28 protein-coding genes are annotated in these 26172 nt (G+C 68.7%); 9 read left to right on the top strand and 19 right to left on the bottom strand.

The window, feature by feature from the left end; all coding sequences use genetic code 11:
* Positions 1-9: 9 nt before the first annotated feature.
* The 3 genes from E3D03_RS04555 to rpsD all read right to left on the bottom strand — a co-directional run bounded on the left by E3D03_RS04555 (position 10) and on the right by rpsD (position 2227).
* A complete protein-coding gene (locus tag E3D03_RS04555) occupies positions 10-672 on the bottom strand; it encodes a ZinT family metal-binding protein (RefSeq protein ID WP_263565995.1) in 663 nt (220 codons plus the stop codon).
* 123 nt (positions 673-795) lie between these two features.
* Positions 796-1380, bottom strand: a complete 585-nt coding sequence (locus tag E3D03_RS04550) for a hypothetical protein (protein WP_263565994.1) — start codon at positions 1378-1380, stop codon at positions 796-798.
* 226 nt (positions 1381-1606) lie between these two features.
* Positions 1607-2227: a 30S ribosomal protein S4 gene (gene rpsD, locus E3D03_RS04545; protein WP_062561119.1), complete on the bottom strand. Its 621-nt coding sequence runs from the start codon at positions 2225-2227 to the stop codon at positions 1607-1609.
* A gap of 191 nt (positions 2228-2418) precedes the next feature.
* Here rpsD and E3D03_RS04540 point away from each other — a divergent pair, with 191 nt between their 5' ends.
* The 5 genes from E3D03_RS04540 to E3D03_RS04520 all read left to right on the top strand — a co-directional run bounded on the left by E3D03_RS04540 (position 2419) and on the right by E3D03_RS04520 (position 6250).
* Positions 2419-2799 carry a HesB/IscA family protein gene (locus tag E3D03_RS04540; protein ID WP_062561120.1) on the top strand — a complete coding sequence of 127 codons (381 nt, stop codon included), beginning with the start codon at positions 2419-2421 and terminating at the stop codon, positions 2797-2799.
* 82 nt (positions 2800-2881) lie between these two features.
* Positions 2882-3610 carry a triose-phosphate isomerase gene (tpiA, locus tag E3D03_RS04535; protein ID WP_263565993.1) on the top strand — a complete coding sequence of 243 codons (729 nt, stop codon included), beginning with the start codon at positions 2882-2884 and terminating at the stop codon, positions 3608-3610.
* Between the two features lie 137 nt (positions 3611-3747).
* Positions 3748-4794 (top strand): methionine ABC transporter ATP-binding protein, encoded by a 1047-nt coding sequence (locus E3D03_RS04530; protein WP_263565992.1) that lies wholly within the window; start codon positions 3748-3750, stop codon positions 4792-4794.
* On the top strand, positions 4784-5458 hold the full coding sequence (locus E3D03_RS04525; RefSeq protein WP_263565991.1) for a methionine ABC transporter permease: 675 nt from the start codon (positions 4784-4786) through the stop codon (positions 5456-5458). Before E3D03_RS04530 ends, E3D03_RS04525 begins: the two co-directional genes overlap by 11 nt.
* Before the next feature lie 15 nt (positions 5459-5473).
* Positions 5474-6250 (top strand): MetQ/NlpA family ABC transporter substrate-binding protein, encoded by a 777-nt coding sequence (locus tag E3D03_RS04520; RefSeq protein ID WP_263565990.1) that lies wholly within the window; start codon positions 5474-5476, stop codon positions 6248-6250.
* A gap of 132 nt (positions 6251-6382) precedes the next feature.
* Here the strand turns inward: E3D03_RS04520 and E3D03_RS04515 are convergent, their stop codons facing one another.
* Together E3D03_RS04515 and E3D03_RS04510 are read right to left on the bottom strand one after the other, a co-directional pair.
* Positions 6383-7885, bottom strand: a complete 1503-nt coding sequence (locus E3D03_RS04515) for an acetyl-CoA hydrolase/transferase family protein (protein ID WP_263565989.1) — start codon at positions 7883-7885, stop codon at positions 6383-6385.
* Positions 7886-8021: 136 nt separating this feature from the next.
* Positions 8022-8447: a DoxX family protein gene (locus E3D03_RS04510; RefSeq protein WP_263565988.1), complete on the bottom strand. Its 426-nt coding sequence runs from the start codon at positions 8445-8447 to the stop codon at positions 8022-8024.
* A gap of 104 nt (positions 8448-8551) precedes the next feature.
* Between E3D03_RS04510 and E3D03_RS04505 the strand changes: the two genes are divergently transcribed.
* Positions 8552-9463, top strand: a complete 912-nt coding sequence (locus E3D03_RS04505; protein ID WP_263565987.1) for a LysR family transcriptional regulator — start codon at positions 8552-8554, stop codon at positions 9461-9463.
* On the opposite strand, the gene E3D03_RS04500 is transcribed toward E3D03_RS04505, so the two are convergent.
* The 10 genes from E3D03_RS04500 to coxB all read right to left on the bottom strand — a co-directional run bounded on the left by E3D03_RS04500 (position 9426) and on the right by coxB (position 18313).
* Entirely contained in the window at positions 9426-10826 is a 1401-nt protein-coding gene (locus tag E3D03_RS04500; protein ID WP_263565986.1) for an FAD-binding oxidoreductase, read from the bottom strand. The two genes, E3D03_RS04505 and E3D03_RS04500, sit on opposite strands and share 38 nt — an antisense overlap.
* Positions 10826-11407 carry a GNAT family N-acetyltransferase gene (locus E3D03_RS04495; RefSeq protein ID WP_062561127.1) on the bottom strand — a complete coding sequence of 194 codons (582 nt, stop codon included), beginning with the start codon at positions 11405-11407 and terminating at the stop codon, positions 10826-10828. Before E3D03_RS04495 ends, E3D03_RS04500 begins: the two co-directional genes overlap by 1 nt.
* A complete protein-coding gene (locus tag E3D03_RS04490; protein ID WP_263565985.1) occupies positions 11407-12672 on the bottom strand; it encodes a M16 family metallopeptidase in 1266 nt (421 codons plus the stop codon). The genes E3D03_RS04495 and E3D03_RS04490 overlap by 1 nt, the downstream gene beginning before the upstream one ends.
* On the bottom strand, positions 12669-14057 hold the full coding sequence (thrC, locus tag E3D03_RS04485) for a threonine synthase (RefSeq protein WP_263565984.1): 1389 nt from the start codon (positions 14055-14057) through the stop codon (positions 12669-12671). The genes E3D03_RS04490 and thrC overlap by 4 nt, the downstream gene beginning before the upstream one ends.
* A 9-nt stretch (positions 14058-14066) precedes the next feature.
* Complete coding sequence (locus tag E3D03_RS04480; protein ID WP_263565983.1) at positions 14067-14738, bottom strand: SURF1 family protein; 672 nt, start codon at positions 14736-14738, stop codon at positions 14067-14069.
* A 61-nt stretch (positions 14739-14799) separates the two neighbouring features.
* A complete protein-coding gene (locus E3D03_RS04475) occupies positions 14800-15624 on the bottom strand; it encodes a cytochrome c oxidase subunit 3 (protein WP_263565982.1) in 825 nt (274 codons plus the stop codon).
* Between the two features lie 37 nt (positions 15625-15661).
* The gene (locus E3D03_RS04470; RefSeq protein WP_263565981.1) at positions 15662-16243 is read right to left on the bottom strand and encodes a cytochrome c oxidase assembly protein; all 582 of its coding nucleotides are present in this window, start codon (positions 16241-16243) and stop codon (positions 15662-15664) included.
* A complete protein-coding gene (locus E3D03_RS04465; RefSeq protein ID WP_263565980.1) occupies positions 16240-16503 on the bottom strand; it encodes a hypothetical protein in 264 nt (87 codons plus the stop codon). Before E3D03_RS04465 ends, E3D03_RS04470 begins: the two co-directional genes overlap by 4 nt.
* The gene (cyoE, locus tag E3D03_RS04460) at positions 16497-17414 is read right to left on the bottom strand and encodes a heme o synthase (protein ID WP_263565979.1); all 918 of its coding nucleotides are present in this window, start codon (positions 17412-17414) and stop codon (positions 16497-16499) included. Before cyoE ends, E3D03_RS04465 begins: the two co-directional genes overlap by 7 nt.
* A gap of 5 nt (positions 17415-17419) precedes the next feature.
* Entirely contained in the window at positions 17420-18313 is an 894-nt protein-coding gene (coxB, locus tag E3D03_RS04455) for a cytochrome c oxidase subunit II (RefSeq protein WP_062561133.1), read from the bottom strand.
* Positions 18314-18478: 165 nt separating this feature from the next.
* Here coxB and tldD point away from each other — a divergent pair, with 165 nt between their 5' ends.
* Complete coding sequence (tldD, locus tag E3D03_RS04450) at positions 18479-19900, top strand: metalloprotease TldD (RefSeq protein WP_263565978.1); 1422 nt, start codon at positions 18479-18481, stop codon at positions 19898-19900.
* Positions 19901-20005: 105 nt separating this feature from the next.
* Positions 20006-21256, top strand: a complete 1251-nt coding sequence (gene dprA / locus E3D03_RS04445) for a DNA-processing protein DprA (protein WP_411969790.1) — start codon at positions 20006-20008, stop codon at positions 21254-21256.
* Here dprA and E3D03_RS04440 read toward each other — a convergent pair.
* The gene (locus E3D03_RS04440; protein ID WP_263565977.1) at positions 21253-22386 is read right to left on the bottom strand and encodes a hypothetical protein; all 1134 of its coding nucleotides are present in this window, start codon (positions 22384-22386) and stop codon (positions 21253-21255) included. The two genes, dprA and E3D03_RS04440, sit on opposite strands and share 4 nt — an antisense overlap.
* Positions 22387-22437: 51 nt before the next feature.
* Here E3D03_RS04440 and E3D03_RS04435 point away from each other — a divergent pair, with 51 nt between their 5' ends.
* Positions 22438-23562 (top strand): OmpA family protein, encoded by a 1125-nt coding sequence (locus tag E3D03_RS04435; protein WP_263565976.1) that lies wholly within the window; start codon positions 22438-22440, stop codon positions 23560-23562.
* 757 nt (positions 23563-24319) lie between these two features.
* Here E3D03_RS04435 and E3D03_RS04430 read toward each other — a convergent pair.
* Genes E3D03_RS04430 through fdhD form a run of 3 tightly spaced genes read right to left on the bottom strand, consistent with a single transcriptional unit; the run spans position 24320 to position 26171 of the window.
* Positions 24320-25084, bottom strand: a complete 765-nt coding sequence (locus tag E3D03_RS04430; RefSeq protein ID WP_263565975.1) for a TIM barrel protein — start codon at positions 25082-25084, stop codon at positions 24320-24322.
* Between the two features lie 58 nt (positions 25085-25142).
* On the bottom strand, positions 25143-25367 hold the full coding sequence (locus E3D03_RS04425) for a formate dehydrogenase subunit delta (RefSeq protein WP_253879882.1): 225 nt from the start codon (positions 25365-25367) through the stop codon (positions 25143-25145).
* 3 nt (positions 25368-25370) lie between these two features.
* Complete coding sequence (gene fdhD, locus E3D03_RS04420; RefSeq protein WP_263565974.1) at positions 25371-26171, bottom strand: formate dehydrogenase accessory sulfurtransferase FdhD; 801 nt, start codon at positions 26169-26171, stop codon at positions 25371-25373.
* Position 26172: the final 1 nt, after the last annotated feature.

Genomic DNA, 26172 nt, shown 5'->3' with positions numbered 1-26172 from the left:
CCTTTTCCTTCAATGCGCCTGCATTTCCTCGACGATCTGCCGCGGCGTCAGCGCGGCCGGGTAATAGGTCGGCCAGTTCGTCACCTCCTCCAGCAGCTTCGCCCGGTCGTCGCCCATGTAGAGGTGATAGTGATCGGCCTTGGCCGGCGCGATCTTGTGGTCGCTGAACTGGAACCAGCCCGGCGCGCCCGCATCGCCCGAAACCTTCCTGAAGATGAAGCGCACGCCCCGGTTGCCCTTGGCATAGGTCAGGATCTCGTGTCCGTCCGAGGCATATTGCCCGGTCAGGACCTTGTCGCCGGCATGGAAGCTGACGGTGTCGCCGTGGATCTCGATCCGCTCGACCTCGGTGCGATAGCCGGTGTCGTAATAGGCCTTGTATTCGGCGGCGGTCTTGTCGCCATGCTCGGCCTTGTGCGCCATCACCGGGTCCAGCGTGCCGTCCTGCAGCAGCGGATAGACCGACTGCCAGTCGCCCTCCCAGTCCGACAGCGGCCGGCCGGCGACCTGGGCATCCTCGAAATAGCCCTTCTCGATCTGGGCCTGCTGCGGGTCGCCATGGCTGTGGTCATGGCCATGCTCGTGGCTGTGCCCCTTGCCCTGCTCGGCCATGCCCGGCCCTGCCGCCAGCAGCAGCGCCAAGGCCGCCGCACCCCATCCGATCCCTCGCATCGTCTCGCTCCATTTAGTTACGTTATTACATAACTAAATAGCTGCGGCACCCGGCGCAAGCCCCGAAAAGCAAAAGGCCGCACGCCTGCGCGCACGGCCCCCGGACATCGCTGCGCGCGAAGCCTATTCCTCGGCGCAATACCACATGGTGCCGCCCACCGCGGCCGAGCCGATCACCATCGACCCCACCGCCACCGGCGAGGCCGCGACGCCCATCGCCGCCGCCCCCGCCGCCTCCAGCGTGCCGACCATCGAGCCCGAGGTCGCGGCCAGGATCGTCGCCCCGGGCCGCTGCGTCACCGCGTCATAGCCGGCGACGGCCAGCGCATTGGCATTGCGGAAGGTCGCCTGCCGGGTTGAATTCACCCGCTCGCAAAAGGTCTTGCGGCACAGCGCATTGCCCTTGCGCGCGCCCTTCTGCGCCCCGATGTAGGTGTCCCCGGCCTTGTCCCACAACAGGCAATAGCTGCCGTCGTCGGCCATCTGGTTGCGGCGCAGGATCTCGCGCAGGGTGACGTAGCCCGGGCAGGAAATCCGCCCCCAACCCGAGAGATTCTTCTCGAGCCGCCCGACATTCTCGCGGAATTCGGCGTCGCGGACATAGTTGATCTCGGTCTTCTCGCCCGCGATCGAGGTCTCGCAGGTCCAGAGCTTCTCCTCGGCCGCAGGCTTTTCCTGCGCCGCCGCCGGCAGTGCCAGCACCGCCATCAAAACCGCCACAAGCCGCATCGCCTCCTCCGAGATCTGTCCGCGCAGCCCCTCATTCCAGACCGCGGGCCGGGGCCGCAATCCACAGGATCGTTACCAGCCCCGGTTGTGGCCCTGGGGGCACGGCCCGCGCTTCTTTGCTCCCGAAATACCCCCGCGACCGTGCCGCAAAACGAAAAGGCCGCCCCCGAAGGGACGGCCCTGCAACCCGTCTGACCCGAAAGGATCAGTTCTTGGCGTAGAATTCGACGACCAGGTTCGGTTCCATCTGCACGGCATAGGGCACGTCGCCCAGGGCCGGCTGACGCACGAAATTCGCGGTCATCTTGTTGTGGTCGACTTCCAGGTAGTCCGGAACGTCACGCTCGGTCAGGGCGACGGCTTCCAGCACGATGGCCAGCTGGCGCGAACGCTCGCGGATCGAGATCACGTCGCCTTCCTTGACGCGGTAGGAGGCGATGTTCACGCGCTTGCCGTTCACTTCCACATGGCCGTGGTTCACGAACTGGCGGGCGGCAAAGATGGTCGGCACGAACTTGGCGCGATAGACCACGGCGTCCAGGCGGCGCTCCAGGAGGCCGATCAGGTTCTCGCCGGTGTCGCCCTTGACGCGCTCGGCTTCCGCATAGATGCGGCGGAACTGCTTCTCGGTCAGGTCGCCGTAATAGCCTTTCAGCTTCTGCTTGGCGCGCAGCTGGGTGCCGAAGTCCGACAGCTTGCCCTTGCGGCGCTGGCCGTGCTGGCCCGGGCCGTATTCGCGCTTGTTCAGCGGCGACTTGGCGCGGCCCCAGATGTTTTCGCCCATGCGGCGGTCGATCTTGTACTTGGCAGCGGTGCGTTTGGTCATCGCTGATCTCCTTCTTTACACGTTGTCGAAGGGCGTTGTCCTTTGGCATAATGCCCGACAGGGTTCCCCTTGCGGGGTCCACCAACACCAATGAAGCGGCGCTTATAGCCGCCCCGCTACCAGAGTCAAGCACCCCTTGAGCGGCAGCCCCGACGCCCCTAGATAAAGGGCAGCGAACAAGGAAGTCCCCGATGTTTTCCATCCCCGGCAAAAGTCCCGTCACCATCACCCAAGCGGCCGAGCGCCAGATCGCCCGGCTGATGGCCGCGAAATCCGCCAGCGGGCTGCGCATCGGCCTGAAGAAGGGCGGCTGCGCCGGCATGGAATACACCATGGAACTGGCCGAGACCGCCTCGCCCGGCGACGAGGTCGTCGAACAGGGCGCGGCGCGGGTGCTGATCGCGCCCACCGCGCAGATGTATCTGTTCGGGACCGAGATCGACTATGAAACCGGCATGCTCGAATCAGGCTTCAGGTTCCGCAACCCCAACGTCACCGACGCCTGCGGCTGTGGCGAATCGGTCAGCTTCGCCATCGCCGGCAATACCGCGGGTGCCGCGCCAAAGCTCTAGCGTGCCGGGCGTTAGCGCAGACATCCTTGATCCGTCCCGGCAGCCGGCCTAATCCCCTGACAGCACAACAAGGGAGAGGCTGATGGCCCCGCGCAAACTCGCCGCCGGCAATTGGAAGATGAACGGAACCCTGGCCGCGCTGGCCGAGATCGACGCCATCCTGGCGCAACCGGCGGGCTGCGACGTTCTGATCTGCCCGCCCGCGGTGCTGGTCCAGGCCGTGGCGGCCAAGGGCATCGCCACCGGCGGCCAGGACTGCCATGCGAAAGCCTCGGGCGCCCATACCGGCGACATCGCCGCCCAGCAGCTGAAGGACGTGGGCGCGAGCCACGTCATCCTCGGCCATTCCGAGCGCCGCACCGACCATGCCGAGACCGACGCCCAGGTCGCCGCCAAAGCCGTCGCCGCGCATGAGGCGGGCCTGGTCGCGGTGATCTGCGTCGGCGAGACCGAGGCGCAGCGCGATGCGGGCCAGACGCTGGACGTGATCTCGGCCCAGCTCGCCGGCTCGGTGCCCGATTGCGCCACGGCGGCGAACACGGTGATCGCCTATGAGCCGGTCTGGGCCATCGGCACCGGCCGCACCCCGACGAACGACCAGATCGCCGAGGTCCATGCCCTGATGCGCGACCGCCTGGCCGCGCGCTTCGCCGACGGCGCCGACTTCGCCCTGCTCTATGGCGGCTCGGTCAGGCCGGGCAACGCGGCGGAAATCTTCGCCATCCCGCATGTGAACGGCGCGCTGGTCGGCGGCGCCAGCCTCAAGGCCAGCGACTTCGGCCCCATCGTCGCCGCGCTTTCCGCAGCGTAATCCCCGCGAAAGGAACGCCATTCCACCACCCGGGCCGGGTTTTGGAATGGCATTGCCCCTTTGCGCGTCCCCTGCCCCTTGCCAAGCCCGGCCCGCCGGGCATAGGTCTGCGGCTGACATTCAAGGCACGGGGGCAGATGGCAGAGCCGGCAATCTCATTCCAGGGCGTGACGCGCCGCTATCCGCAAAAGGGCGGCAGCGACGTGGTGGCGCTGCACGACATCTGGCTGGACGTGCCGCAGGGCGCGATCACCGGCATCATCGGCCGCTCGGGCGCCGGCAAGTCGACGCTTTTGCGCATGGTGAACGGGCTCGAGCGGCCGAGTTCCGGCAAGGTGATCGTCAACGACCACGATGTCGGCGCCGCCACCGGCACCGCGCTGCGTCGCGTCCGGCGCGAAGTCGGGATGATCTTCCAGCATTTCAACCTGCTCGCCAGCCGCACCGTGGCGGAAAACATCGCCCTGCCGCTGGAGATCGCCGGGGTCGATGCCGCAAAGATCGCCCCGCGCGCCGCCGAGCTGACCGAGCGCGTCGGCCTGACCGCCCAGGCCAGGCGCTATCCGGCCGAGCTCTCGGGCGGGCAGAAGCAGCGCGTCGGCATCGCCCGGGCGCTCGCCACCGGCCCGCGCGTGCTCCTGTCGGACGAGGCCACCTCGGCCTTGGACCCCGACACCACCCGGCAGGTGCTGGAGCTCTTGCAGGCGATCAACCGCGACCTCGGCCTGACCATCCTGCTCATCACCCATGAAATGGCGGTGGTGCGCGACATCTGCAGCCATGTCGCGGTGATCGAGGCCGGCCGCATCGTCGAGGCGGGCGAGACCTACGACGTGTTCTCGAAGCCCGCCCATGCCACCACGCGCTCCTTCCTGACCGGGGTGACCGGCGTCGCGGTGCCGCAATTCGTCGCCGGCCAGATGCGGGAGGCGCCGCAGGGCACCGACGCGCAGGCGGTGGTGCAGATCACCTTCATCGGCGCCCATGCCACCGACCCGATGCTGGCGCGGCTGACCGCCGAGCGCGGCGTCGGCGTCAACATCCTGGCCGGCGCCATCGAGGAAATCGGCGCCCGCCCCTTCGGCAGCCTGATCGTCGGCCTGCCGGCGGCGCGACTGGCCGAATCGCAGGCCTTCCTCGAGGAACACGGGCTTCTGACCGAGGTGTTGGGCTATGTCGGCTAACCTGATCCCGATCCTGTGGGAAGCCACGCTGCAGACGCTCTACATGGTCGCCATGTCGACGCTGATCGGTACGCTGATCGGCGGGCCGCTGGGCGTGTTCCTGGCCACCTCGCGCCGGGGCGAGCTGCTGTCCGCGCCCTGGTTGAACACCGTCCTCGGCCTCGTGGTGAATGCAGCGCGCTCGACCCCGTTCATCATCCTGGTGGTGGCGATCATCCCCTTCACCCGGCTGATCGCCGGCACCTCGATCGGGACCACGGCGGCCATCGTGCCCTTGACCATCGCGGCCGCCCCCTTCATCGCCCGGCTGATCGAAACCGCGATCCGCGAGGTCGATGCCGGCCTGATCGAGGCCGCCCGCGCCATGGGCGCCACGCCCGGCCAGATCGTGCGCAAGGTGCTGATCCCCGAGGCGATGCCCGGCATCATCTTGGGCCTGACGCTCGCCGTGGTCAGCCTGATCGGCTATTCCGCCATGGTCGGCGCGGTCGGCGGCGAAGGCCTGGGCGATCTCGGCATCCGCTACGGCTACCAGCGCTTCATGCCCGAGGTCATGCTGGCGGTGGTCGTCATCCTGATCGTGCTGGTGCAACTGGTGCAAAGCTGCGGCGAATGGATCGCCTCCCGCTTCGACAAACGCGCCCCGCGCAACCGGGGCCAATAACCGAAAGGACATATGATGCGTAAGATCGCCCTTCTCGCTTCGGCTCTCGCGCTGACGGCCGCCATGGCCGCGGCCGAGGAAATCAAGGTCGGCGTCTCGGTCGGCGAGCATGCCGAGATCATGGAAGAGGTGGCCAAGGTCGCTGCCGCCAAGGGGCTGACCATCGACATCGTCGAATTCACCGATTACGTGGTGCCGAACCAGGCGCTGAACGACGGCGACCTGAGCGCCAACAGCTTCCAGCACCAGCCCTATCTGGACAACCAGATCAAGGACCGCGGCTTCGATCTGGTGACCATCGGCAAGACCATCACCACGCCGATGGGGGTCTATTCCGAAAAGCTGAAATCGCTGGACGCGCTGCCCGAGGGCGCCAAGGTGGCGATCCCGAACGACCCGACCAACGGCGGCCGCGCCCTGCTGATCCTGCAGGCCAAGGGGCTGATCAAGCTGGCCGAGGGCACCGGGCTGACGCCCTCGCCGCTGGATGTTGCCGAGAACCCGAAGAACCTGAAGTTCCTGGAACTCGAGGCCGCGCAGTTGCCGCGCACCCTGGCCGATGCCGACATCGCCGTCATCAACACCAATTACGCGCTGGACGCCGGGCTGAACCCCAACAAGGACGCCATCGCCATGGAACAGGCCGACAGCCCCTATGCCAATGTCATCGTGGTGCGCAAGGCCGACGAGAATGCGGATTGGGCCAAGGAGCTGGTCGAGGCCTATCACGATCCGGCGGTGAAGACCTTCATCGAGGAGAAATACCAGGGCGCCGTCATCCCGGCCTGGTGAGCTTCTTTGTTCTGAAAATACCCCGGGGGACGCCGATCCGACCCCATCGAGGGGTCGGATCGGCGGGGGGCAGAGCCCCCGCTACCGCCTGACAGGAAACGCGCCCGCGCAGGATCGCCGGGCGCGTCTGCCTTATTCCGGCCTCATGCTGCCGGTGCGGCGCAGCCGGTCGTGCCAGCTCAGCGCCTCCTCGATCACATGCGGCGTATGCCCGCCGCGCACCAGCGCCCGCGCGTGGTAATCCGCCAGCGCGTCGCGCCATTCGGGCGCCACACAATGGGCCAGGATCACCCGCGCCCGCTCGCGCGGGGCAAGGCCGCGCAGATCAGCCAGCCCCTGCTCGGTCACCAGGATATCCACGTCATGCTCGGTATGGTCGACATGGCTGACCATCGGCACCACCGAGGAGATCCGCCCGCCCTTGGCCATGGATTTCGTCACGAAGACCGACAGATAGGCATTCCGCGCGAAATCGCCCGAGCCGCCGATGCCGTTCATCATCTGCGTGCCCATGACATGGGTCGAGTTCACGTTGCCGTAGAGATCGAACTCCAGCGCCGTGTTGATGCAGATCAGCCCCAGCCGCCGCACCACCTCGGGATGGTTCGAGATCTCCTGCGGCCGCAGCACCAGCCTGGGCTTGTAGTCCTGGAACCGCGCCATCACCTCGGCATATTTCGGCGCCGACAGCGTGATGGACGAGCCCGAGGCAAAGACCATCTTGCCCGCATCCATCAGGTCGAAGGTCGAATCTTGCAGGACCTCGCTATACATCGTCAGGTCGTGGAACGGGCTGTCGATGAAGCCGTGCAGCACCGCATTGGCAATGGTGCCGATGCCGGCCTGCAAGGGATGCAGATGGCCGGGCATCCGGGAATGCGCCACCTCGTTTTTCAGGAACTCGGTCAGGTGGCCGGCGATGGCACGGGTCTCGGCGTCCGGGTCCAGCACGGTCGAGGACGAGTCGAGCTTGGTCGAGACGACGATGGCCGCGATGCGCTCGGGCGGCACCGGGATGAAGGGATAGCCGACCCGGCTTTCCGGCGCCACGACCGGGATCGGCGTCCGGGTCGGGCGATAGGTCGGGATATAGATGTCGTGCAGCCCCTCCAGCGTCTCGGGCTGGCTCAGGTTGATCTCGACGATCACCTTGTCGGCCAGCAGCGCGAAGCTGGCCGAATTGCCGACCGAGGTGGTGGGCACGATGCCGCCCTGTTCGGTGATCGCCACCGCCTCGATGATGGCGATGTCCACCGGCGGCAGCTGGCAGGTGCGCAGCTGCTCGACCGTCTCGGACAGGTGCTGGTCGATATACATGACCTCGCCCGCGTTGATGGCGCGGCGCAGGGCCGGGTCGGACATGAAGGGGATGCGGCGCGACAGCAGATGCGCCTCGGCCATGGTCTTGTCGAGGTCGTTGCCGAGCGAGGCCCCGGTCATCAGCGTGACCTTCATCGGCTCACGCTTCGCGCGCTCGGCCAGGGCCATCGGCACCGCCTTGGCCTCGCCCGCGCGGGTAAAGCCGGACATGCCCAGCACCATGCCGTCGCGGATCAGGCCGGCGGCCGCCTCGGCGCTGACCACGCGGTCGCGCAAACCGGCGTGGCGGATACGATGCAGATAATCCTGGTTCATAGGCCCCTCCCTGATGCCGCGATGCTTAGGCTCAAACGGCTGCAACGACAAATCAACCCTGCCATGCGCGCAGGGAAAAGGCCGGCCCGGGGGCCGGCCTTCGCAGCAAGATTGCGCAGGCGTTACCGAAACCGATTCAGCGGCGCTTGCCCAGCGACCAGGCCCCGTCGCCCAGCAGCGACAGCGCCAGCATGGTCACGGCCCAGAACACCGGGTATTCCCAGCCGCCGCCCGGGTTGCCGAAGCCGAAGCCGTTCGCCGCATGGCCGAACCAGGCCGCACCCAGCAGCACCGCCGCCAGGACCAGCGCGACATGGCGCGTCGCAATGCCGGCGATCAGCGCCAGGCCGCCGGCGATCTCCAGCACCATGGTCAGATATCCCAGCGCGCCGGGCAGACCCAGCGACTGGAAATAGCCCGCCGTGCCCGCCGGGGTGAAGACCAGGAGCTTGGTCAGCCCGTGGACCAGGAACCAGGCCCCGGCCAGCAGGCGCAGCAGCAGGGCGGCCAGGTCGGCCCGGTTTTCGCTGGCGGCCAGGCCGCCGTGGTGGAGGGTGCTCATCGCGATTGTCCTTGAAACCTGTTCACTGCCGGCAAGATAGCGCTTGGCCATTGTCGCAGAAATGGCCATATTCATGGAAACATTGTCGCCATGACGGGGATTTCATGGACAGGATCGACGGCATCCGCGCCTTCGTCGCCGTGGTGGACGCGGGCTCGTTCACCCGGGCCGGAGAAAGGCTGGGGATCTCGAACAAGCTGGTCAGCAAATATGTCGCGGCACTGGAAGGGCAGCAGGGCGTGACGCTGCTGAACCGCACCACGCGCGCGCTGTCGCTGACGCCTTCGGGCGAGCGTTACCTGATCGCCGCGCGCCGGGTGCTGGCGGCGATGGAAGAGCTCGACGCCCAGGCCAGCGCCGAGGAGGGCATGCTGACCGGCCGGCTGCGCATCACCGCCCCCGTGACCTTCGGCGAAATGTTCGTGACGCAGCTGACCCGCGACTTCACCCGCGCGCATCCGGGCATCAGCATCGACCTGCATCTCAGCGACCGCTACGTCGATCTTGCGGCCGAGGGCTTCGACCTGGCGCTGCGCATCGGGCAATTGCCCGATTCCAGCCTGATCGGCCGCCGCATCGGCCAGACCGAGGCCTGGGCCGTGGCCAGCCCCGCCTATCTGGCCCGCCATTCGCGCCCGACCCATCCCGAGGCGCTGCGCGACCACGTCTGCATCCGCGACAGCAATGCCCAGTCGCCCGGCCGCGCCACCTTCCTGATCGAGGGCAAGGCGGTCAGCGTCGCCCTGCCCGGCCAGATTACCGTGAACAGCGCCCAGGCCGTGCGCCGGCTGGTGCTGGAGGGCGAGGGGCTGGGGCTGATCCCCGGCTTCGTCGTGGCCGAGGACGTCGCCGCCGGCCGGCTGGAACGGCTGCTGCCGGGCTACGGGCGGCCGCAGCTGGACATCCAGGCCCTGTATCTGCCGCAACCCTTCATCGCGCCGCGGCTCTCGGCCTATCTCGACCACCTGCGCGCGGCGCTTACGCCCGTGCTGAAAGCACCGCCCCCGGGTTCATGATGCCCAAGGGATCCAGCGCCTGCTTGATCGCCCGCATCGCCGCCAGCCGGGCCGGGTCGCCCCAGCGTTCCAATTCGCCGACCTTCAGCCGGCCGACGCCATGCTCGGCCGAGAAGGAGCCGCCGCGCGCCACCACCATCTCATGCACCAGCGCCGACAGCGCCTTGCGGCGGTCGTCGTATTCGCCGCGCTGGCGGCCGGGGGACGGGAACAGGTTGTAATGCAGGTTGCCGTCGCCGAGATGGCCGAAGCAGTTGATCCGCACCCCCTCGCCCGCCAAGGCCGCGCCGGCGTCGCGGATGAAGCCGGCGATTTCCGACAGCGGCAGGCTGATGTCATGGCTGGCGATGGCGCCGATGCGGCGGTTCGCCTCGGGGATATGCTCGCGCAGGTGCCAGAAATCCGCCGCCTGCTGCCCCGACTGGGCAATGACGCCGTCGAGCACCAGCCCGCGCTCCATGGCCTCGATCAGCAGCCCTTCCAGCGCCTCGTCCGGCGCCAGCCCGGCGGGCAGGCCGACCTCGACCAGCACCGACCAAGGGACGCCCGGCAGCGGCTGGCGGATCTCGGGCAGCACCTCGGCCAGGAAGGCGAGCCCCTGCCCGCCGATCAGCTCGAAAGCGGTGACGCCGCCAGCCATGCGGCCCTCGGCCAAGGACAGAAGCGTCAGCGCCGCCTCGGGGCCCGGCACCTGCAGCATGGCAAGGCCCAGGTTCGGCGGCGGCACCACCAGCTTCAGGCTGGCGGCGGTGACGATGCCCAGGGTGCCCTCGGCCCCGATCAGGAGGTCGCGGATGTCGTAGCCGGTGTTGTCCTTGCGCAGCCGCTTCAGGTCGTGGACGATGGACCCGTCGGGCAGCACGGCCTCGACCCCCAGGCACAGCGCCCGCGCGGTGCCATAGCGCAGCGCGGTGACGCCGCCGGCATTGGTCGCAAGGCACCCCCCGATCGCCGCCGTGCCCTGGCTGGCCAGCGACAGCGGGAACAGCCGACCCGCGCCCGCCGCCGCATCGCGCACGGCTTGCAGCGTCATGCCGGCCTCGGCGACCAGCACGTTCTCTTCGGGCCAGATGCCGCGCAGCGCGGTCATGCGTTCCAGCGACAGGATCAGCGGCGCCGGCCCCTCGGGCATGACCTGACCCGAGACCAGCCCGGTGCCGCCGCCGCGCGGCACGATGCCGACCCGCGCCGCGGCGCAGGCGCGGACCACGGCCGCGACCTCATCGGTGTTGCGCGGCGCGGCGACCAGCCCGGCCCGGCCGAAATAGCGGCCGCGCGGTTCCTCCAGATAGGCGGGCGCGACCGGGCGCAGCACGCCATCGGGCAGGCGCGCGGCCAGGGCGTCGTCGGCGGGATTGAGCATCAGCGCACCTCGGTCTTGCCACGCCGGTCGTGGCGCAGGTTGGAATAGAGCACATGGTTGCGCCAGCGGCCGTTGATCTGCAGATAGCTTTGCGCCACGCCCTCGTATTTGAAGCCGGCGCGTTCCAGAACCCCGCGCGAGGGCGTGTTCTCGGGCAGGCAGGCGGCTTCGATCCGGCTGAGGTCCATCTGCGAGAACGCATGGTTGACCAGCGCGCCGATGGCCTCGCGCATGTAGCCCTGGCGGGCAAAGGACTGGCCGATCCAATAGCCGATGGTGGCCGATTGCGCCGGGCCACGGCGAATGTTGTCCAGCGTGATCGCACCCAGCAGCGTGCCGTCGCGGCGGATCAGGAACAGCGGCAGCGCGGTGCCGTTGCGGCTGGCGCGCAGCGCCCAATAGACCCGGTTGGTGAAGCTGCGCTTCGACAGGTGGTCGGCGGCCCAGACCGGCTCCCACGGCGTCAGGAAGGCGCGGCTTTCCACGCGCAGCGCCACCCAGGGGCCGAAATCCTGATGCGCGGGCAGGCGCAGCAGCATCCGCTCGGTCTCGAGACTGGGCGGACGCCTTCGGCCGAACATCAGGCGGCAAGCCTCGCGGCCAGTTCCTCGCGCGTGGGCGCCGCCTTGACCGGGCCGTAAAGCGCCAGCGCCGGGCGGGCATTGCCCAGCAGTTGCCGGGCATGGTCGCGGATCTGCGCCACGGTCACGGCGTCGATGCGCTCGGCCACCTCGGCGGCATCGGGCACCCGGCCCCAGATCGCCAGCGAGCGCGCCATGCGCTCGGCCTGGCCGGTCGGGCTTTCCAGCCCCATCAGCAGCCCGGCCTTCATCTGCGCCCGGGCGCGGGCGATCTCGGCCTCGGTCATGTCATCGGCCGAACGTTTCAGCTCGTCCACGGTCAGCATGGCCAGATCCGCCACCTGGTCGCCCGAAGTGCCGGCATAGATCGTCACCATGCCGGTGTCGTCGTGGAAACCGGACTGCGCGAAGATCGAATAGCACAGGCCCTTTTCCTCGCGGATCTTCTGGAACAGGCGCGAGGACATGCCGCCCCCCAGGGCCGAGGTCCAGATCTGCGCGGCGTAGAAATCGGCGTCCTGATAGCCCGGCCCCTCGAAACCCAGGGCGAAATGCGCCTGCTCCAGCTTCTTGACGCGCCGCGCCTCGGCGCCCTGCCAGCGGGCGGGCTCGCGCGTGGTCAGCTTGCGGGCGGCCAGACCGCCGAAGATCGCCTCGACCTGGCGCAGGATGCGGTCGTGGTCCACCGCGCCGGCGGCGGCGACGATCATGCGTTCCGGCCCGTAATGCTCGCCGATGAAGCGCGAGAGGTCGTCGCGGGTGAAATGGCTGACCCGCTCGGCCGGGCCCAGGATGGTGCGGCCCATGGGCTGGTCGGGATAGGCGGCCTCTTGCAGCCAGTCGAAGATCACGTCGTCGGGCGTGTCCAGCGACTGGCCGATCTCTTGCAGGATCACGCCGCGCTCGACCTCGATCTCGCGCGGCTCGAAGACCGGGTTCAGCACGATGTCGGAAATCACGTCCAGCGCCAGCGACACGTCGCCCGCCAGCACCCGCACGTAATAGCTGGTCACGTCGCGCGAGGTATAGGCGTTGATATAGCCGCCGACATTCTCGATGGTCTCGACGATCTCCAGGGCCGAGCGCGTGGCCGTGCCCTTGAAGGCCATGTGCTCCAGGAAATGCGCGATGCCGTTCTGTTCGGCGCGTTCGTCGCGGCAACCCGCGTTGACCCAGATGCCGATGGCGGCGGAATGCAGGCCGGGCATGTCGCGGGTGACGACGCGCAGGCCATTCGGCAAGGTGCTGATGCGGGGTTCGGTCAAGCTGCTCTCCGTTCAAGGATCAGCGATTTAAGCCTATCCGCGTCGTTTTCAATACGGGTGATGCGTTCGGCGCGCTCGAACAGGTCGGCCATCTGCGGCGGCAGGCCCGGGCGGAAGCCGATGGCCTGTTCCACCGCATCGGGGAACTTCGCCGGATGCGCGGTGGCCAGCGTCACCATGGGCACGCCGGGGCGCAGGTTCTCGCGGGCGATTTTCACGCCGACGGCGGTATGCGGGCAGATCACCTCGCCGGTCTCGGCGCGGATGGTGGCGATCATGGCCAGCGTTTCCGCTTCGGACACGCGGCCCGAGCCATAGGTCTCGCGCAGCGATTGCAGCGCGCCCTGGCTGATGGCGAAGCCGCCGGATTTCAGCTCGTCCATCAGCTGCGAGATGGCGGCGCCGTCGCGGCCGTAGGCCAGCCACAGCGCGCGTTCGAAGTTCGAGCTGACCTGGATATCCATCGACGGGCTGATCGAGGGCTGCGCCTCGCCGACCCGGTATTCGCCGGTCGAAAGCGCCCGGTGCAGGATGTCGTTCTGGTTCACGGCCGCGACCAGCCGGCCGATGGGCAGGCCCATCTCCTTGGCGATGGAGCCGGCGAAGATGTCGCCGAAATTTCCGGTCGGCACGGTGAAGTCCACCTCGCGCCCCGGGGCGCCCAGGCTGACGGCGGCGGTGAAGTAATAGACGATCTGCGCCAGCACCCGCGCCCAGTTGATCGAATTGACGCCCGCCAGCCCCACCGCGTCGCGGAAGCCGTGGTCGTTGAACAGGTCCTTCAGCCGTGCCTGGCAATCGTCGAATGTGCCGTCGACGGCCAGCGCATGCACATTGGCTTCCGAGGGTGTGGACATCTGCCGGCGCTGCACCTCGCTGACGCGGCCATGCGGATACATGATGAACACGTCGACATTGGGCAGGCCCCTGAAGGCCTCGATCGCGGCCGAGCCAGTGTCGCCCGAGGTCGCGCCCAGGATCGTCACCCGGTTGCCTGACCGCGCCAGCGCCAGTTGGAACAGCTGGCCGATCAGCTGCATGGCGAAATCCTTGAAGGCGATGGTCGGCCCGTGGAACAGTTCCAGCAGGTGATGCCCCGGCGCCAACTGCACCAGCGGCGCGCGGGCGACGTGGTCGAAGCCGGCATAGGCCCGCGCGATGGCGCCCTTCAGTTCATCCTGCGAAAAGCTGTCGCCGACGAAGGGGGTAACGATGCGCAGCGCGACGTCCTCATAGGGCAGCCCTTCCAGCGCGGCGATCTCGTCGGCCGAGAACATCGGCATGGCCTCGGGCAGATACAGCCCGCCGTCGCGCGCGAGGCCGGTCATCATCGCCTGTTCGAAGTCCAAGACCGGAGCCCGCCCCCGGGTAGATACGTAACGCATCGCGTCCCCCTAGAATTTCCGCTGCCTGATACGCCAGATCAGGGCGACTGTCATCCCTGCCCAGACCGCGGCGAACATGAACCATTGCACGGCATAGCCCAGGTGGTTGTTCGGGATGCCCTCGACCGCGACCGGGATCGGCGCGACACCCTGCGCGTCGCCCCGCACCTCGGCCGCGACGACCAGCACCGGCGCGGTCCCGAGCTGCGCCGCCATGGCGGGCACGTCGCGGGCGAACCAGATGTTCTCGGACAGGTTCGGGGCGGGCGTGGCGCTGCCGTGTTCCTCGGGCCAATGCAGGTTGCCGGCGACCTCCAGCCGCACCGGCGGGCGCGGGTCGCGCTTGTGGTCCTGGTCGATGAAGCCGCGGTCCAGCAGGATGCGGCGCCCGTCATCCAGCACGAAGCCCGAGACGACCTGGTAGCCGCCGCCGGATTCGCGGGTGCCGGACAGCACGTCGATCTCTTCCCCCGTGGTCCGGCCCGAGACCAGCACCGGCATGTATTTCATCGTGGGATCGACAGCGGCGGGCAAGGGCACGGGCTGGCCGTGGATGCCGCTTTCGATGCGGGCGATCATGCCCTCTTTCCACTCCAGCCGCTTGAGCTGCCACAGGCCCAGCGAGATCAGGATGGCGCAGCCGAGCACACCGACGATCAGCGGAAAGACATAGCGGCGCATCGGGGTCTCCAACGAAAGACGGCGCGGGACCGGGCCCCGCGCCGCCAGATTGCCGCCGGGCTCAGCGGCCCCAGATATAGATCACGACGAAGAGGAACAGCCAGACCACGTCGACGAAGTGCCAATACCAGGCCGCGGCCTCGAAGCCGACATGCTGCTGCTGCGTCATCTGACCGCGGATCAGCCGGATCAGGCAGACGAACAGGAAGATGGTGCCGATGATGACATGGGCGCCGTGGAAGCCGGTGGCCATGAAGAAGGTGCCGGCATAGACCGTGTCGGCCATGCCGAAGGCGGCGTGGCTGTATTCATAGGCCTGCAGCCCGGTGAAGCACAGGCCCAGGATGACGGCGACGATCAGCCCGTTGATGGTGGTCTTGCGGTCGCCCTCATGCACGAAGGCATGGTGCGCCCAGGTTACGGCGACGCCCGACAGAAGCAGGATCAGCGTGTTGATCAGCGGCAGGTGCCAGGGATCGAAGGTCACGATGCCTTCCGGCGGCCAGACGCCGTCCTTGATCGGGCTGTCCGGCCCCATCGGGTAGAGCGCGTTCTTGATGAAGGCCCAGAACCAGGCGACGAAGAACATCACCTCGGACATGATGAACAGGATGAAGCCGTATTGCAGGCCGATGCGCACGACCGGGGTATGTTCGCCCGACTCGCCTTCCTTCACCACGTCGGCCCACCAGCCGAACATGACATAGAGCACGGCCACGAAGCCGATCAGGAACATCCAGGGCCCCGCGACCGGGGCACCGAAGACAGTGATGCCCTTCATCCAGGCCACCGCGCCGGTCAGCATGACGAAGGCGGCGATCGCGCCGAGGAACGGCCAGATCGAGGGTGGCAGGATCTGATAGTCGTGGTTCTTTACATGGGCCATGGCTGCGTTCCCGGCTGTTGCTGCTGGTTCTTGTTGCTCAGTTTACGGTCGGTCGGTTTCCGGCGTCCAGCGCCGCCTGCTGGGGCGCCGGCGGCTCGGTCCGGTGGAAGGTATAAGACAGGGTGATGTCGCGGATGCGTCCGGCGTCGCGGTCGGTGACGATCTCGGGATCGACATAGAAGCTGACCGGCATCTCGACCCGCTCACCGGGTTGCAGGGTCTGCTCGGTAAAGCAGAAACACTCGATCTTGTTGAAGAAATAGCCGGCGGCATCGGGGGCGACGTTATAGCTCGCCGTGCCGGTGATCGGCTGGTCGGTGGTGTTGACCGCCTCGTAGAAGGCGATGGCGTTCTCGCCGATGCGCAGCTCCATCTCGCGCTGCAGCGGGCGGAAGGTCCAGCCCATGTTCGGATCGACGTTGGAATCGAAGCGCACGCGGACCTTTTCGTCCAGCACGGTGTCCGAGGTCGCGGTCGCGACATTGGTGGTGCCGGCAAAGCCGGTGACGCGGCAGAACCAGGAATAGAACGGCACCGCCGCCCAGCTGAGCGCGCCCATGACCAGGACCACGGAAACCAGCTTCAGCACGGTGCGCCCGTTCGAGCGTTGCTCGGTCATGGCTCTGCCCCCTGCTCGGCGCCGGGCGTTCCGGGCGCCGCGACCGGGGCCGGATTGGCTGCCGGCGGGTTCGGGTCCTTCGGCAGCATCGAGGCCTGCGGCCGGTGGTCATAGCCCTGCATCATGTCGCCCTGGGTGATCTTGACCACCGACAGGCCGAAGACCAGCGCCACGAAGGCCGCCAGCACCACCGCGAGGCCGATGTTGCGCGAACGCCGGCGCTTGTGCAGCTCATGTTCGACATGCAGCGCCATCACCATCCTCCGATCCCGTGCTGGACCAGCAGCGCCAGGAAATGCAGGAACAGGTAATAGAGCGACAGCCGGAAATAGCGCTTCTCGACGCGGTAGCCGTCGGCTTGGGCCTGGTCCTCGTCCCGGCGCAGGATCTGCCAGCCGCCGGCGATGAAGAGCCCGTTCAGCACCGCCGAAACCGCGAGATACAGCGGCCCGCCGACCGAGGTGAAGCCCAGCCACAGCGCGAAGGGCGCCAGCACCAGCGTATAGATGAAGATGTGCCGGCGCGTGACCTTGCGGCCATGCGTCACGGTCAGCATCGGCACGCCGGCCTTGGAATAGTCGTCCTTCATGAACAGCGCCAGCGCCCAGAAATGCGGCGGCGTCCAGAAGAAGATCAGCGCGAACATCAAGAGCGATTCGATGCCGATGCCGCCGGTGGCGCAGGCCCAGCCGATCATCGGCGGGAAGGCCCCGGCCGCGCCGCCGATGACGATGTTCTGCGGCGTCGAGCGCTTCAGCCAGATCGTGTAGACCACGGCATAGAAGAAGATGGTGAAGGCCAGGAAGCCCGCCGCGAACCAGTTCGCCGCCAGGCCCAGCATCATCACCGACAGGCCGGACAGCGCGATGCCCAAGCCCAGCGCCTCGCCCGAGGCGATGCGCCCCGAAGGCACCGGCCGGCCGGCCGTGCGCTTCATCACCGCGTCGATGTCGGCGTCGTACCACATGTTCAGCGCGCCCGAGGCCCCGCCGCCCAGCGCGATGAACAGCACCGCGCAGAAGGCCACGAAGGGGTTCACCGGCAGCGGCGCGATCCACAGGCCGACGAAGGCGGTGAACACCACCAGCGACATGACCCGCGGCTTCAGCAGCGCGACGTAATCGCCGAAGCCCGCCTCGACGGGCCCCTCATATGCGTTGATGTCGGTCACGACCCTTACTCGGCCGAGGCCAGCTTGACCGGGCTGGCGGGCAGGTAATCCGAGGCGTCGGCGGCGAATTCCTCCTTCGCGCCGGCCAGCCAGGCGTCGTATTTCTCTTGGCTGACGGCCTTGACCACGATGGGCATATAGGCGTGGTTGATGCCGCAAAGCTCCGAGCACTGGCCGAAATAGACGCCTTCCTTGTCGACCTCGAACCACAGCTGCGCGATGCGGCCCGGCACGGCGTCCTGTTTCACGGCAAAGGCCGGCACGGTCCAGCTGTGGATCACGTCGGTCGCGGTGACCTGCACCAGCACCTTCTTGCCGACCGGCACCACCACCGGGTTGTCGGTGGCCAGCAGGTATTCGTCCTCGCTGTAGCCGGCGTCGGCCAGGGCGTCCTTCTCCAGCAGCAGCGCGTCGAAGGCGATGGCGTCGTTCGGATATTCATAGGACCAGTACCACTGGTGGCCGATGGCCTTGATGACCAGGTCCGGATCGTTCGGCATTTCCTGGCTGCGGAACAGCGCCGGCAGCGAGAAGGCGCCGATGGAAACCAGGATCAGCACCGGCACCAGCGTCCAGACCACCTCGACCGGAGTGTTATGGGTAAAGCGCGCCGGGACGGGGTTCACGCGGCGGTTGAAGCGGACGATGCAGATCAGCAGCAGCAGGCAGACGAAGATCGTCACCGCCGTGATGATGTAGAGCACGAAATGATCCAGCCACTGCTGGTCATGCGCCAGCGGGCTCGACGCGGGCTGGAAGCCCATGCCGCCATTGTGCGGCTTGCCGATCACGGGCAGGTCGCCCAGCACGTCCTGCGCCAGCGCCGGCACGGCCGTCAGCCCAGCAAAACCAAGACCCGTAGCCGCCATTACCCCGCGGCGCATCGTCGCAATTGCCATCTTCCCATCCCGTTGCCTATCATGCCGCCGGCAGGGCCCTGTCTCCTCGGGCTGCCGGCATTCGGTCCTGAACCAGAACCATATCTTACCCCTACGGGCAAGCCATAGCTATCGACTTACGACCAAAAAACCCCTAGTCGAGGCTTCCAGGTCAGGAGCGATGACATGCCGGACGCAGCCTTTTCCCCGTTTCAAACCCATCTCGACCAGGATCGCGCGCTGCGTGTTCTGCAATCGGCGCTTGCAGGGGCGGATGATGGCGAGCTGTATCTGGAGCGCGCCCGCTCGGAGGCGCTGGTCTTCGACGACGGCCGGCTGCGCACGGCAAGCTATGACGCCGAGCAGGGCTTCGGCCTGCGCGCAGTGCGCGGCGACGTGACCGGCTATGCCCATTCCACCGAGATCGGCGAAACAGCCTTGCGCAAGGCGGCGGAAACCGTGCGGCTGGCCGTCGGCGACGGCGGCGGCACGCTGGCCCTGCCGCCCGAGGCCGAGATCCGCCCGCTTTATGCCGCGATCGACCCGGCGGAATCGGTGCCCTTCGCCGCCCGCGTCGCGCTCTTGCGGGAAATCGACGCCTTCGCCCGCGACCTCGATCCGCGCGTGGTGCAGGTCTCGGCCAGCATCTCGACCTCGGTGCAGGAGGTGGCGATCCTGCGCCCCGAAGGCGGGCTTTCGACCGACATCCGGCCGATGGCGCGCATCAACGTCTCGGTCATCGTGGAATCGAACAGCCGCCGCGAATCGGGCAATGCCGGCGGTGGCGGCCGCGTGGCGCTGGACGGGCTGATCGCCCCCGAGCACTGGCAGGCCCAGGTGCGCGAGGCGCTGCGCATCGCCCTGGTCAACCTGCGCTCGGTCCCCGCCCCTGCCGGCGTCATGGACGTGGTGCTGGGCCCGGGCTGGCCGGGGATCTTGCTGCATGAGGCGGTGGGCCACGGGCTGGAAGGCGACTTCAACCGCAAGGGCCATTCCGCCTTTGCTGGCCTGCTGGGCAGCCGCGTGGCGGCGCCCGGCGTGACCGTGGTCGATGACGGCACCATCCCGGACCGGCGCGGCTCGATCTCGGTCGATGACGAGGGCACGGCGCCGGCCCGCAACGTGCTGATCGAGGACGGCGTGCTGGTCGGCTATATGCAGGACCGCCAGAACGCCCGGCTCATGGGGGTCGCGCCGACCGGAAACGGCCGCCGGCAAAGCTATGCCCATGCGCCGATGCCGCGCATGACCAATACCTTCATGCTGGCGGGGTCCGAGGATCCGGCCGCGATCCTCGCCGGCCTGGAAGACGGCATCTATGCCGTGGGTTTCGGCGGCGGCCAGGTCGACATCACCAACGGCAAGTTCGTGTTTTCCTGCACCGAGGCCTATCGCGTGAAGAACGGCCAGGTCGGCGACCCGATCCGCGGCGCGACGCTGATCGGCGACGGCGCGACCGCGCTGCAACAGATCCGCGCCATCGGCAACGACCTGTCGCTGGACCCGGGAATCGGCAATTGCGGCAAGCAGGGACAATGGGTTCCGGTCGGCGTCGGCCTGCCCACCTTGCGCATCGGCGGGCTGACCATCGGCGGCTCGGCGGCCTGATTTCCCGCAAAATCCAAGGGGTTGGCGGAATCTTTTCGCGGCTAACGCATTCTTAACCATTGCCATGGCATGACTCGTCCTGCGGATGAGGCAAAGGCAATGATGATGGCAAGACCGCTTCCTTTCGAACCCCACCACACCTCACTCACACCGATGGGGGACGGAATCGCCTGCCTGCGGCTCATCCGCTCGCGCCGGGTCGGACCGGCGACATTCCACCGGCTGCTTGCCGAACATGGCAGCGCCGAGGCGGCGCTGGCCGCCCTGCCCGGGATCGCCCGCGCCGCCGGGATCGAGGATTACGCCCCCTGCCCGCTGGCCGTGGTCCATGCCGAGCTCGAGGCCGGCCGGCGCGCCGGCGCCCGGCTGCTGACCTGGGACGACCCCGCCTATCCGGCCCTGCTGCGCGAGGTGGCCGAGGCGCCGGCGGCGCTGTGGCTGCGCGGCGATCTTGCGGTGCTGGACCGGCTGCCGGTGGCGGTGATCGGCGCGCGCAACGCCTCGTCGCTGGGGCTGCGCATGGCGCGCGGCATGGCGCTGGGCCTGTCGCAGGCCGGCGCTGCGGTGGTCGCGGGCCTGGCGCGCGGCATCGACACCGTCGCGCATGAGGCATCTCTGCATGGCGGCACCATCGCCGTGATGGCCGGCGGCATCGACATGATCTATCCGGCGGAGAACGCCGCCCTGGCCGAATCGATCTGCGATACCGGCCTGTTGATGACCGAGCAGCCCCCGGGGGTCGAGCCGGTGGCGCGGCATTTCCCGGCCCGCAACCGCATCATCTCGGGCCTGTCGCGCGCCGTGGTGGTGGTCGAGGCGGCGCATCGCTCGGGCAGCCTGATCACCGCGCGCTGCGCGCTGGACCAGGGGCGCGAGGTGATGGCGGTGCCCGGCCACCCGATGGATGCCCGCGCCAGCGGCTGCAACAGCCTGATCCGCGACGGCGCGACGCTGGTGCGCAATTCGGCCGATGTGCTGGCGGCCCTGCAATCGAACGGCGCCCCGGTCGAGACGGCCGCGCCGGCCCAGCTGCCGCAACCGGCGGCCCCGGTGGCCGAGCCCGCCCGCCCCGGCATGGCTCGGACCCTGCAACCCGCCGCCGTGGCCCGCCGCCTGGCCGAAATGGGCCACGGGCTGCGCCGCCGGTCCGGCCCCGAAACCCGCCAGGCGCAGGGCGGCCCGGTCAATCTCGAGGCGCGGATCCTGGCCAAGCTTGGCCCGAGCCCGACCGAGCAAAACCTGCTGATCCGCGACCTGGGCGTGCCGGCGGCGGTCATCGCCCCGGCGATCCTGGCGCTGGAACTGGCCGGGCGCGTGCAGCGCATGTCCGGCGGCCGGCTGGCCCTGCTGGGTTAGATCCCGCCGGCGTCCGGACGGCGGCAATCCGCCGGCCGATGCGCATCGCCTGCGATCACGTGCTTGTGGGGGAACCTCGGCATTTCGCCGGGGTTTTTCCGATCATCACGCGACATTCGGAAGGGACCGACATGCGCCGCATCTTCAAGACCACAACCGCGCTTGTGGCTTGCCTGTCCATCATCACCCCGCAGCTTGCCCTGGCCCAGGACCAGCAGGCGCAGGACGGCGAGCAACTGATCCTGCCCAAGCAGAAACAAAAGCAGGCCGAGGAAGGCCAGGCGCAAAAGCCCGAACAGCAGCAGGAAGACCAGCAGCCCCAGGAAAAGCCCCGCGCCGAGCGGCAGGCCAAGGAGCAGCCGCAGCAGCACGAACCCGTCCAGGCCGAGCAGCAGCAGGAGCCGCGCCGGCAGGTCCAGCCCCGGCAGGAAGAGCCGCAGCCCGAAAAGCCCGCCGCAGACCAGGCTGCCCAGCAGCCCAAGCGGCAGGAGCAGCAGGCCGCCGAACCGGCCCGGGCGCCTGAGGAGAAGCCCGCCGTGACTCAGGCGCAGGAACCCGCTCCGAAACCGCCGGTGGTCGAAGCCGAGACGCCCCGGGCCAAGCCGGCCGATGCCGACCAGGCCGCCGGCCGCGCCGAGCAATTGCGCGAGGACGCCCAGAAGCAACCCGCGACCAAGCCCGACAACGCCAAGTCCGTGACCACCGCCGACCCCGCCCCCGACCGCAAACCGGACGAGCCGCAACGCGACCAGCCCTCGGTCCAGGCCCGGCAACCGGCGGCCGAATCCAAGGACATGCCTGACGCGGAGGCGTTGAAAAAGCGGTTGGAGGCGCGCGACCAGGATCAGCCCGCTCCCGGCCAGCCCCAGCCCGGCGAGGCCGCGCAAAAGCCCGAACCGCGCCGCCAGCAGGCCGGCGACGAGCAGCAGCGCCGCCAGGACGGTCAGCAGCAGACCGGCGAGGATCAGCAGCGCCAGGAGCAGGCCAGCGACCAGCAGCAGCGCCGGCAGGACGACCCGCAGCAGGCCGGCCAGGACACGCCCACTGCTCCCGGTGCGGCCGAACTCGCCCGGCGCCTGCAAGAGCAGCAGCAGGATCGCCAGGCAAGCGGCCAGCAACAGGGCCAGCAAGGCCAACCCGGCCAGCCGCAACCTGGCGAGGTCCAGGCGCCCGAGGCCCGGGTGACCCCGAACGAGGTCGCCAAGCGCGCCGCCGAGAATCCGCCGCCGGTGGCCGCCGCGGCGCTCGCCGCCACCGGGGCGCAGGAGCAGCAGCAGCAGGGTCAGGTGGACGAGGTGCAGATCACCAAGGACAACGCCCGCCGCTCGGACCAGGATTTCGAGAACGCGATCATCCAGGGCCTGAACGGCGACCAGCAGCGCGAGGACCAGCGCAGCGAGGCCCGGCGCGACGACGATGACGACGACGACAACCTCAAGGACATCGGCAAGCTGCTGCTGGCCGGCGCCGCCGGCTTTGCGGTCGGCAAGATGCTGTCGAACGACCGCCAGGTGGCGCTGAACACCGGCGATCGCGTCGTCGTGACCCTGCCCGACGGCAGCCAGCAGGTGATCAAGGACGACAATGCGCTGCTCTACCAGCCCGGCTCGAACGTGCGGACCGAGACCTTCGACGACGGCTCGACCCGGACCACGGTCGTGCGCGAGGACGGCAGCCGCGTCGTCACCATTCGCGATGCGAATATGAACATCCTGCGCCGCACGCTGGTGCGCGCCGACGGCAGCGAGACCCGGCTGATCGACGACACCGCGGCGGAACCGGTGCGGATCTCGACCCTACCGGCGCCGCCGCCGGTCGAGATCAGCCGCGGCCCGCTGGACGAGGCCGCGCTGCGCGAGGCCCTGCGCCGCGAGGCCAATGTCGACCGCCGCTTCACCCTGGGCCAGATCCGCGACATCCCCGAGGTGCGCGCGCTGGTCGCCCCCGTGAACGTGCCCGAGATCACCTTCGAGACCGGCTCCTCGGCCATCACGCCCGACCAGGCGCAGCAGCTGGCTACCCTGGGCAAGGTGATCCGCGACAGCGTCGACCAGAACCCGGCCGAGATCTACATGATCGAAGGCTATACCGACGCCGTCGGCTCGGACGCCGCCAACCTGGCCCTGTCGGACCGGCGCGCGGAATCGGTGGCGCTGGCGCTGACGGAATATTTCCAGGTGCCGCCCGAGAACATGGTGGTCCAGGGCTATGGCGAGCAGTTCCTGCTGGTGCCCAGCGAAGGCGCCGAGCGCGACAACCGCCGCGTGGCCGTGCGCCGGATCACCGATCTGATGGAGCAGAACTGAGGCTTACGGTCAAAGCAAGGCTGAACAGGCGCGGGAAACCGCGCCTGTTTTCTTTGGTTGCCAAGGCCATGGGTCGACGGCCTCGGTGAACAGCGCAGGACGCAACCGCCCCCGTCTTTCAGCCGGGGCTGCTGTGGCGTCGGGCGCAGGTTAGTCGATCAGGTCCAGCCGGCGCTCGATGCGCTGGGCGAGTCAGGCAGGCTGTCGTCATAGCGCCCCAGCATGGCCCGATATGGGCGTCGTGCTCCCGCGTCATGGCCGCGAGATCGTCCAGCCGAGTGCTCATGTGCGTGAGTTCCCGCGCATGGCCTTCATCTGCTCCGGCAAGAGCGCGTTGGGCAGGTTGCCGAGCCTCACAGCGTCCCCACCAGCCGCCACACTAGCACGGTCAGGGCCAGATGCCGGCCCTAGGCTTCGAGCTTCCTGCTCGGCCTCTGCGTTGAGCTTGCGGGACAGCTATTCCACGACTTCGATGGCCACGGAGCCGAGGCCGGGCTGGCTGCTGGCGAGCTGTCGCAGTCGGCGTTTCGGCTTGGACGGCACGCGCCGCGGTCTCCGGCGTCGGGCCAGGCTCATCTGCGGGCCTCAGGTCAGCTTGGAGCCAAGGCTTGCATTGGACCCTGATCCCGCAGATGTGCGCCGCTGGCGAAACGGGGCTGGAAAGGCTGTGCCGCACCGCGGCACAGGACAGGTCCGCGTTTTCACGCCGGCAATATCCGGGGACCGGCGCGGCAACCGATCACGCCGCCCCCGGGTTCTATCCCTCGGCCAGGGCCGCGCGCAGCGAGGACAGATGCGCCGCCGGTGGCTGCGTCGGGCGATACTCCAACCCGACCGCCGGGCAGCCGGCATCGCGGAACCGGCGCAGGATCTCGGGCGCCGGCTCGGCCCGGGCGGGGACCGAGGCGGCCTGGACATGGCCGATCAGCGGCCGGTGGCGCAGCAGCGCCTCGGCCGCAGCGGGGGCGCCAAGCTCGGTCGCGACGTGGAACCAGTCGAACATCACCCGCAGGCGCGGGCCGATCGCCTCGGCCAGTTCCAGCGCATCCGCCAGCCGTGACAGGTGATAGCCCGGCATCGCCTGCGGGCAGATCGGCTCGACTAGGATCAGCCGGTCGGTGGCGTCGATGGCCCGGCGCAGGTTGGCGCGATAGGTCGCGGCATCGGTCGCGCCCTTGCCCGCCAGCACATGGATCGCCGGCGCGCCGACGCATGCGGCGGCGGCATGGGCGGCGGCGAGGTCGGCCATGAAGCCGGCCTCTTGCCCCGGCAGGGCGGCGCGGCCGGCCGTCTCGCCCATATGCGCGTTGATCCCGCCCATGCGCAGCCCCAGCCGGGCCAGCTGCGCGGCGATGGCGGGCGCATCCTCGCGCTGCAATTCGTCGTGGAACTCGACCCCGTCGAAGCCGGCGGCGGCGGCAGCTTCGATGCGCTGCGCAAAGGGCAGGTCGGTGAACAGAAAGCCGGTATTGGCGAAGAGCGCCATGCCTCCGCCGCTCCGGTCAGGCACGTCTGCGGACATCTCGCGCTCCTCGGGAAACCTGCCGCGGGCTTACAGGCGCCGCAGCGGGCCGGCAAGGTCAGGCCGCGGCGCTCACGCGGACGAAGGCCGCGGCCTCGCGCACGATGGGGTCGGCCTCGGCGCCCTGGTTGATCAGCGCGACGAAATCCTGGCGCAGCTGCGGCGACCAGTTGTCGTTGATATGGGCGGCGACCGCCTCGGCCGGCGGGCGGCCAGGCTGGCTGCGGAAGAAATCCGCCATCTGCTTGGCCATGTGGATCAGCTTCATCGTGTCGTAATGCAAGGCTCAGGCTCCGGCAATGCGGTCGGGGTGGGTATAAAGGTCGAAGCTCGCGCCGCGGGCGCGGGCGATCAGGGTGATGCCGGCGCGTGCGGCCCAGTCGAGCGCCAGCCCGGTCGGTGCCGAGGCGCCGATCAGCACCGGGGCGCCCAGCCGCGCGGCCTTTTGCACCAGGTCGACCGACAGGCGCGAGGACATGACGATGGCGCCTTGGCCGGCATCGATTCCGGCCCGCGCCAGCGCGCCGGCCAGCTTGTCCAACGCATTGTGCCGGCCGACATCCTCGCGCACCAGGGCGGTGCAGCCGTTCCAGAAGGCGGCGCCATGGATCGCCGGCGTGTCGCGGCGCAGGACCTGCCCCGCATCCAGCGCCGCCATGGCGCGGGCCACGTCCTGCGGCGGCATGCGCCAGGCCGAGGCGACCGGCACCACCTTCGGCAACGCCGCGGCAATGCTGTCGACGCCGCACAGCCCGCAGCCGACCGGCCCGACCATGCTGCGCCGGCGCTCGGCCAGGCCCGCCGCCAGGCCGGGGCGCAGCCACAGCCGCGCCTCGCGGGCGGGGAAGCCACCGGATTCGACCTCGGCCTCTTCGAAATCCTGCACATCGGCGGGACTTGCGATCAGCCCCTCGGTCAGCGCGAAGCCCAGGGCAAAGTCGCGCAAATCGCGCGGCGTCGCCATCAGCACCGCCTGGCTCATGCCGTCGATGACCAGGGCCACCGGCACCTCTTGCGGCGCGGGCGGCGGGGCGGCGTGGCGCCAGCCCGTGCCGTCCCAGCGCATGACGCCCGTCACGTCGCGCATG

Source organism: Paracoccus sp. DMF (assembly GCF_004407025.1).
GTDB classification, from domain to species: Bacteria; Pseudomonadota; Alphaproteobacteria; order Rhodobacterales; family Rhodobacteraceae; genus Paracoccus; species Paracoccus aminovorans_B.
The sequence above is the reverse complement of the archived record's forward strand: the minus strand, read 5'-3'. Positions and strand labels throughout refer to the sequence as shown.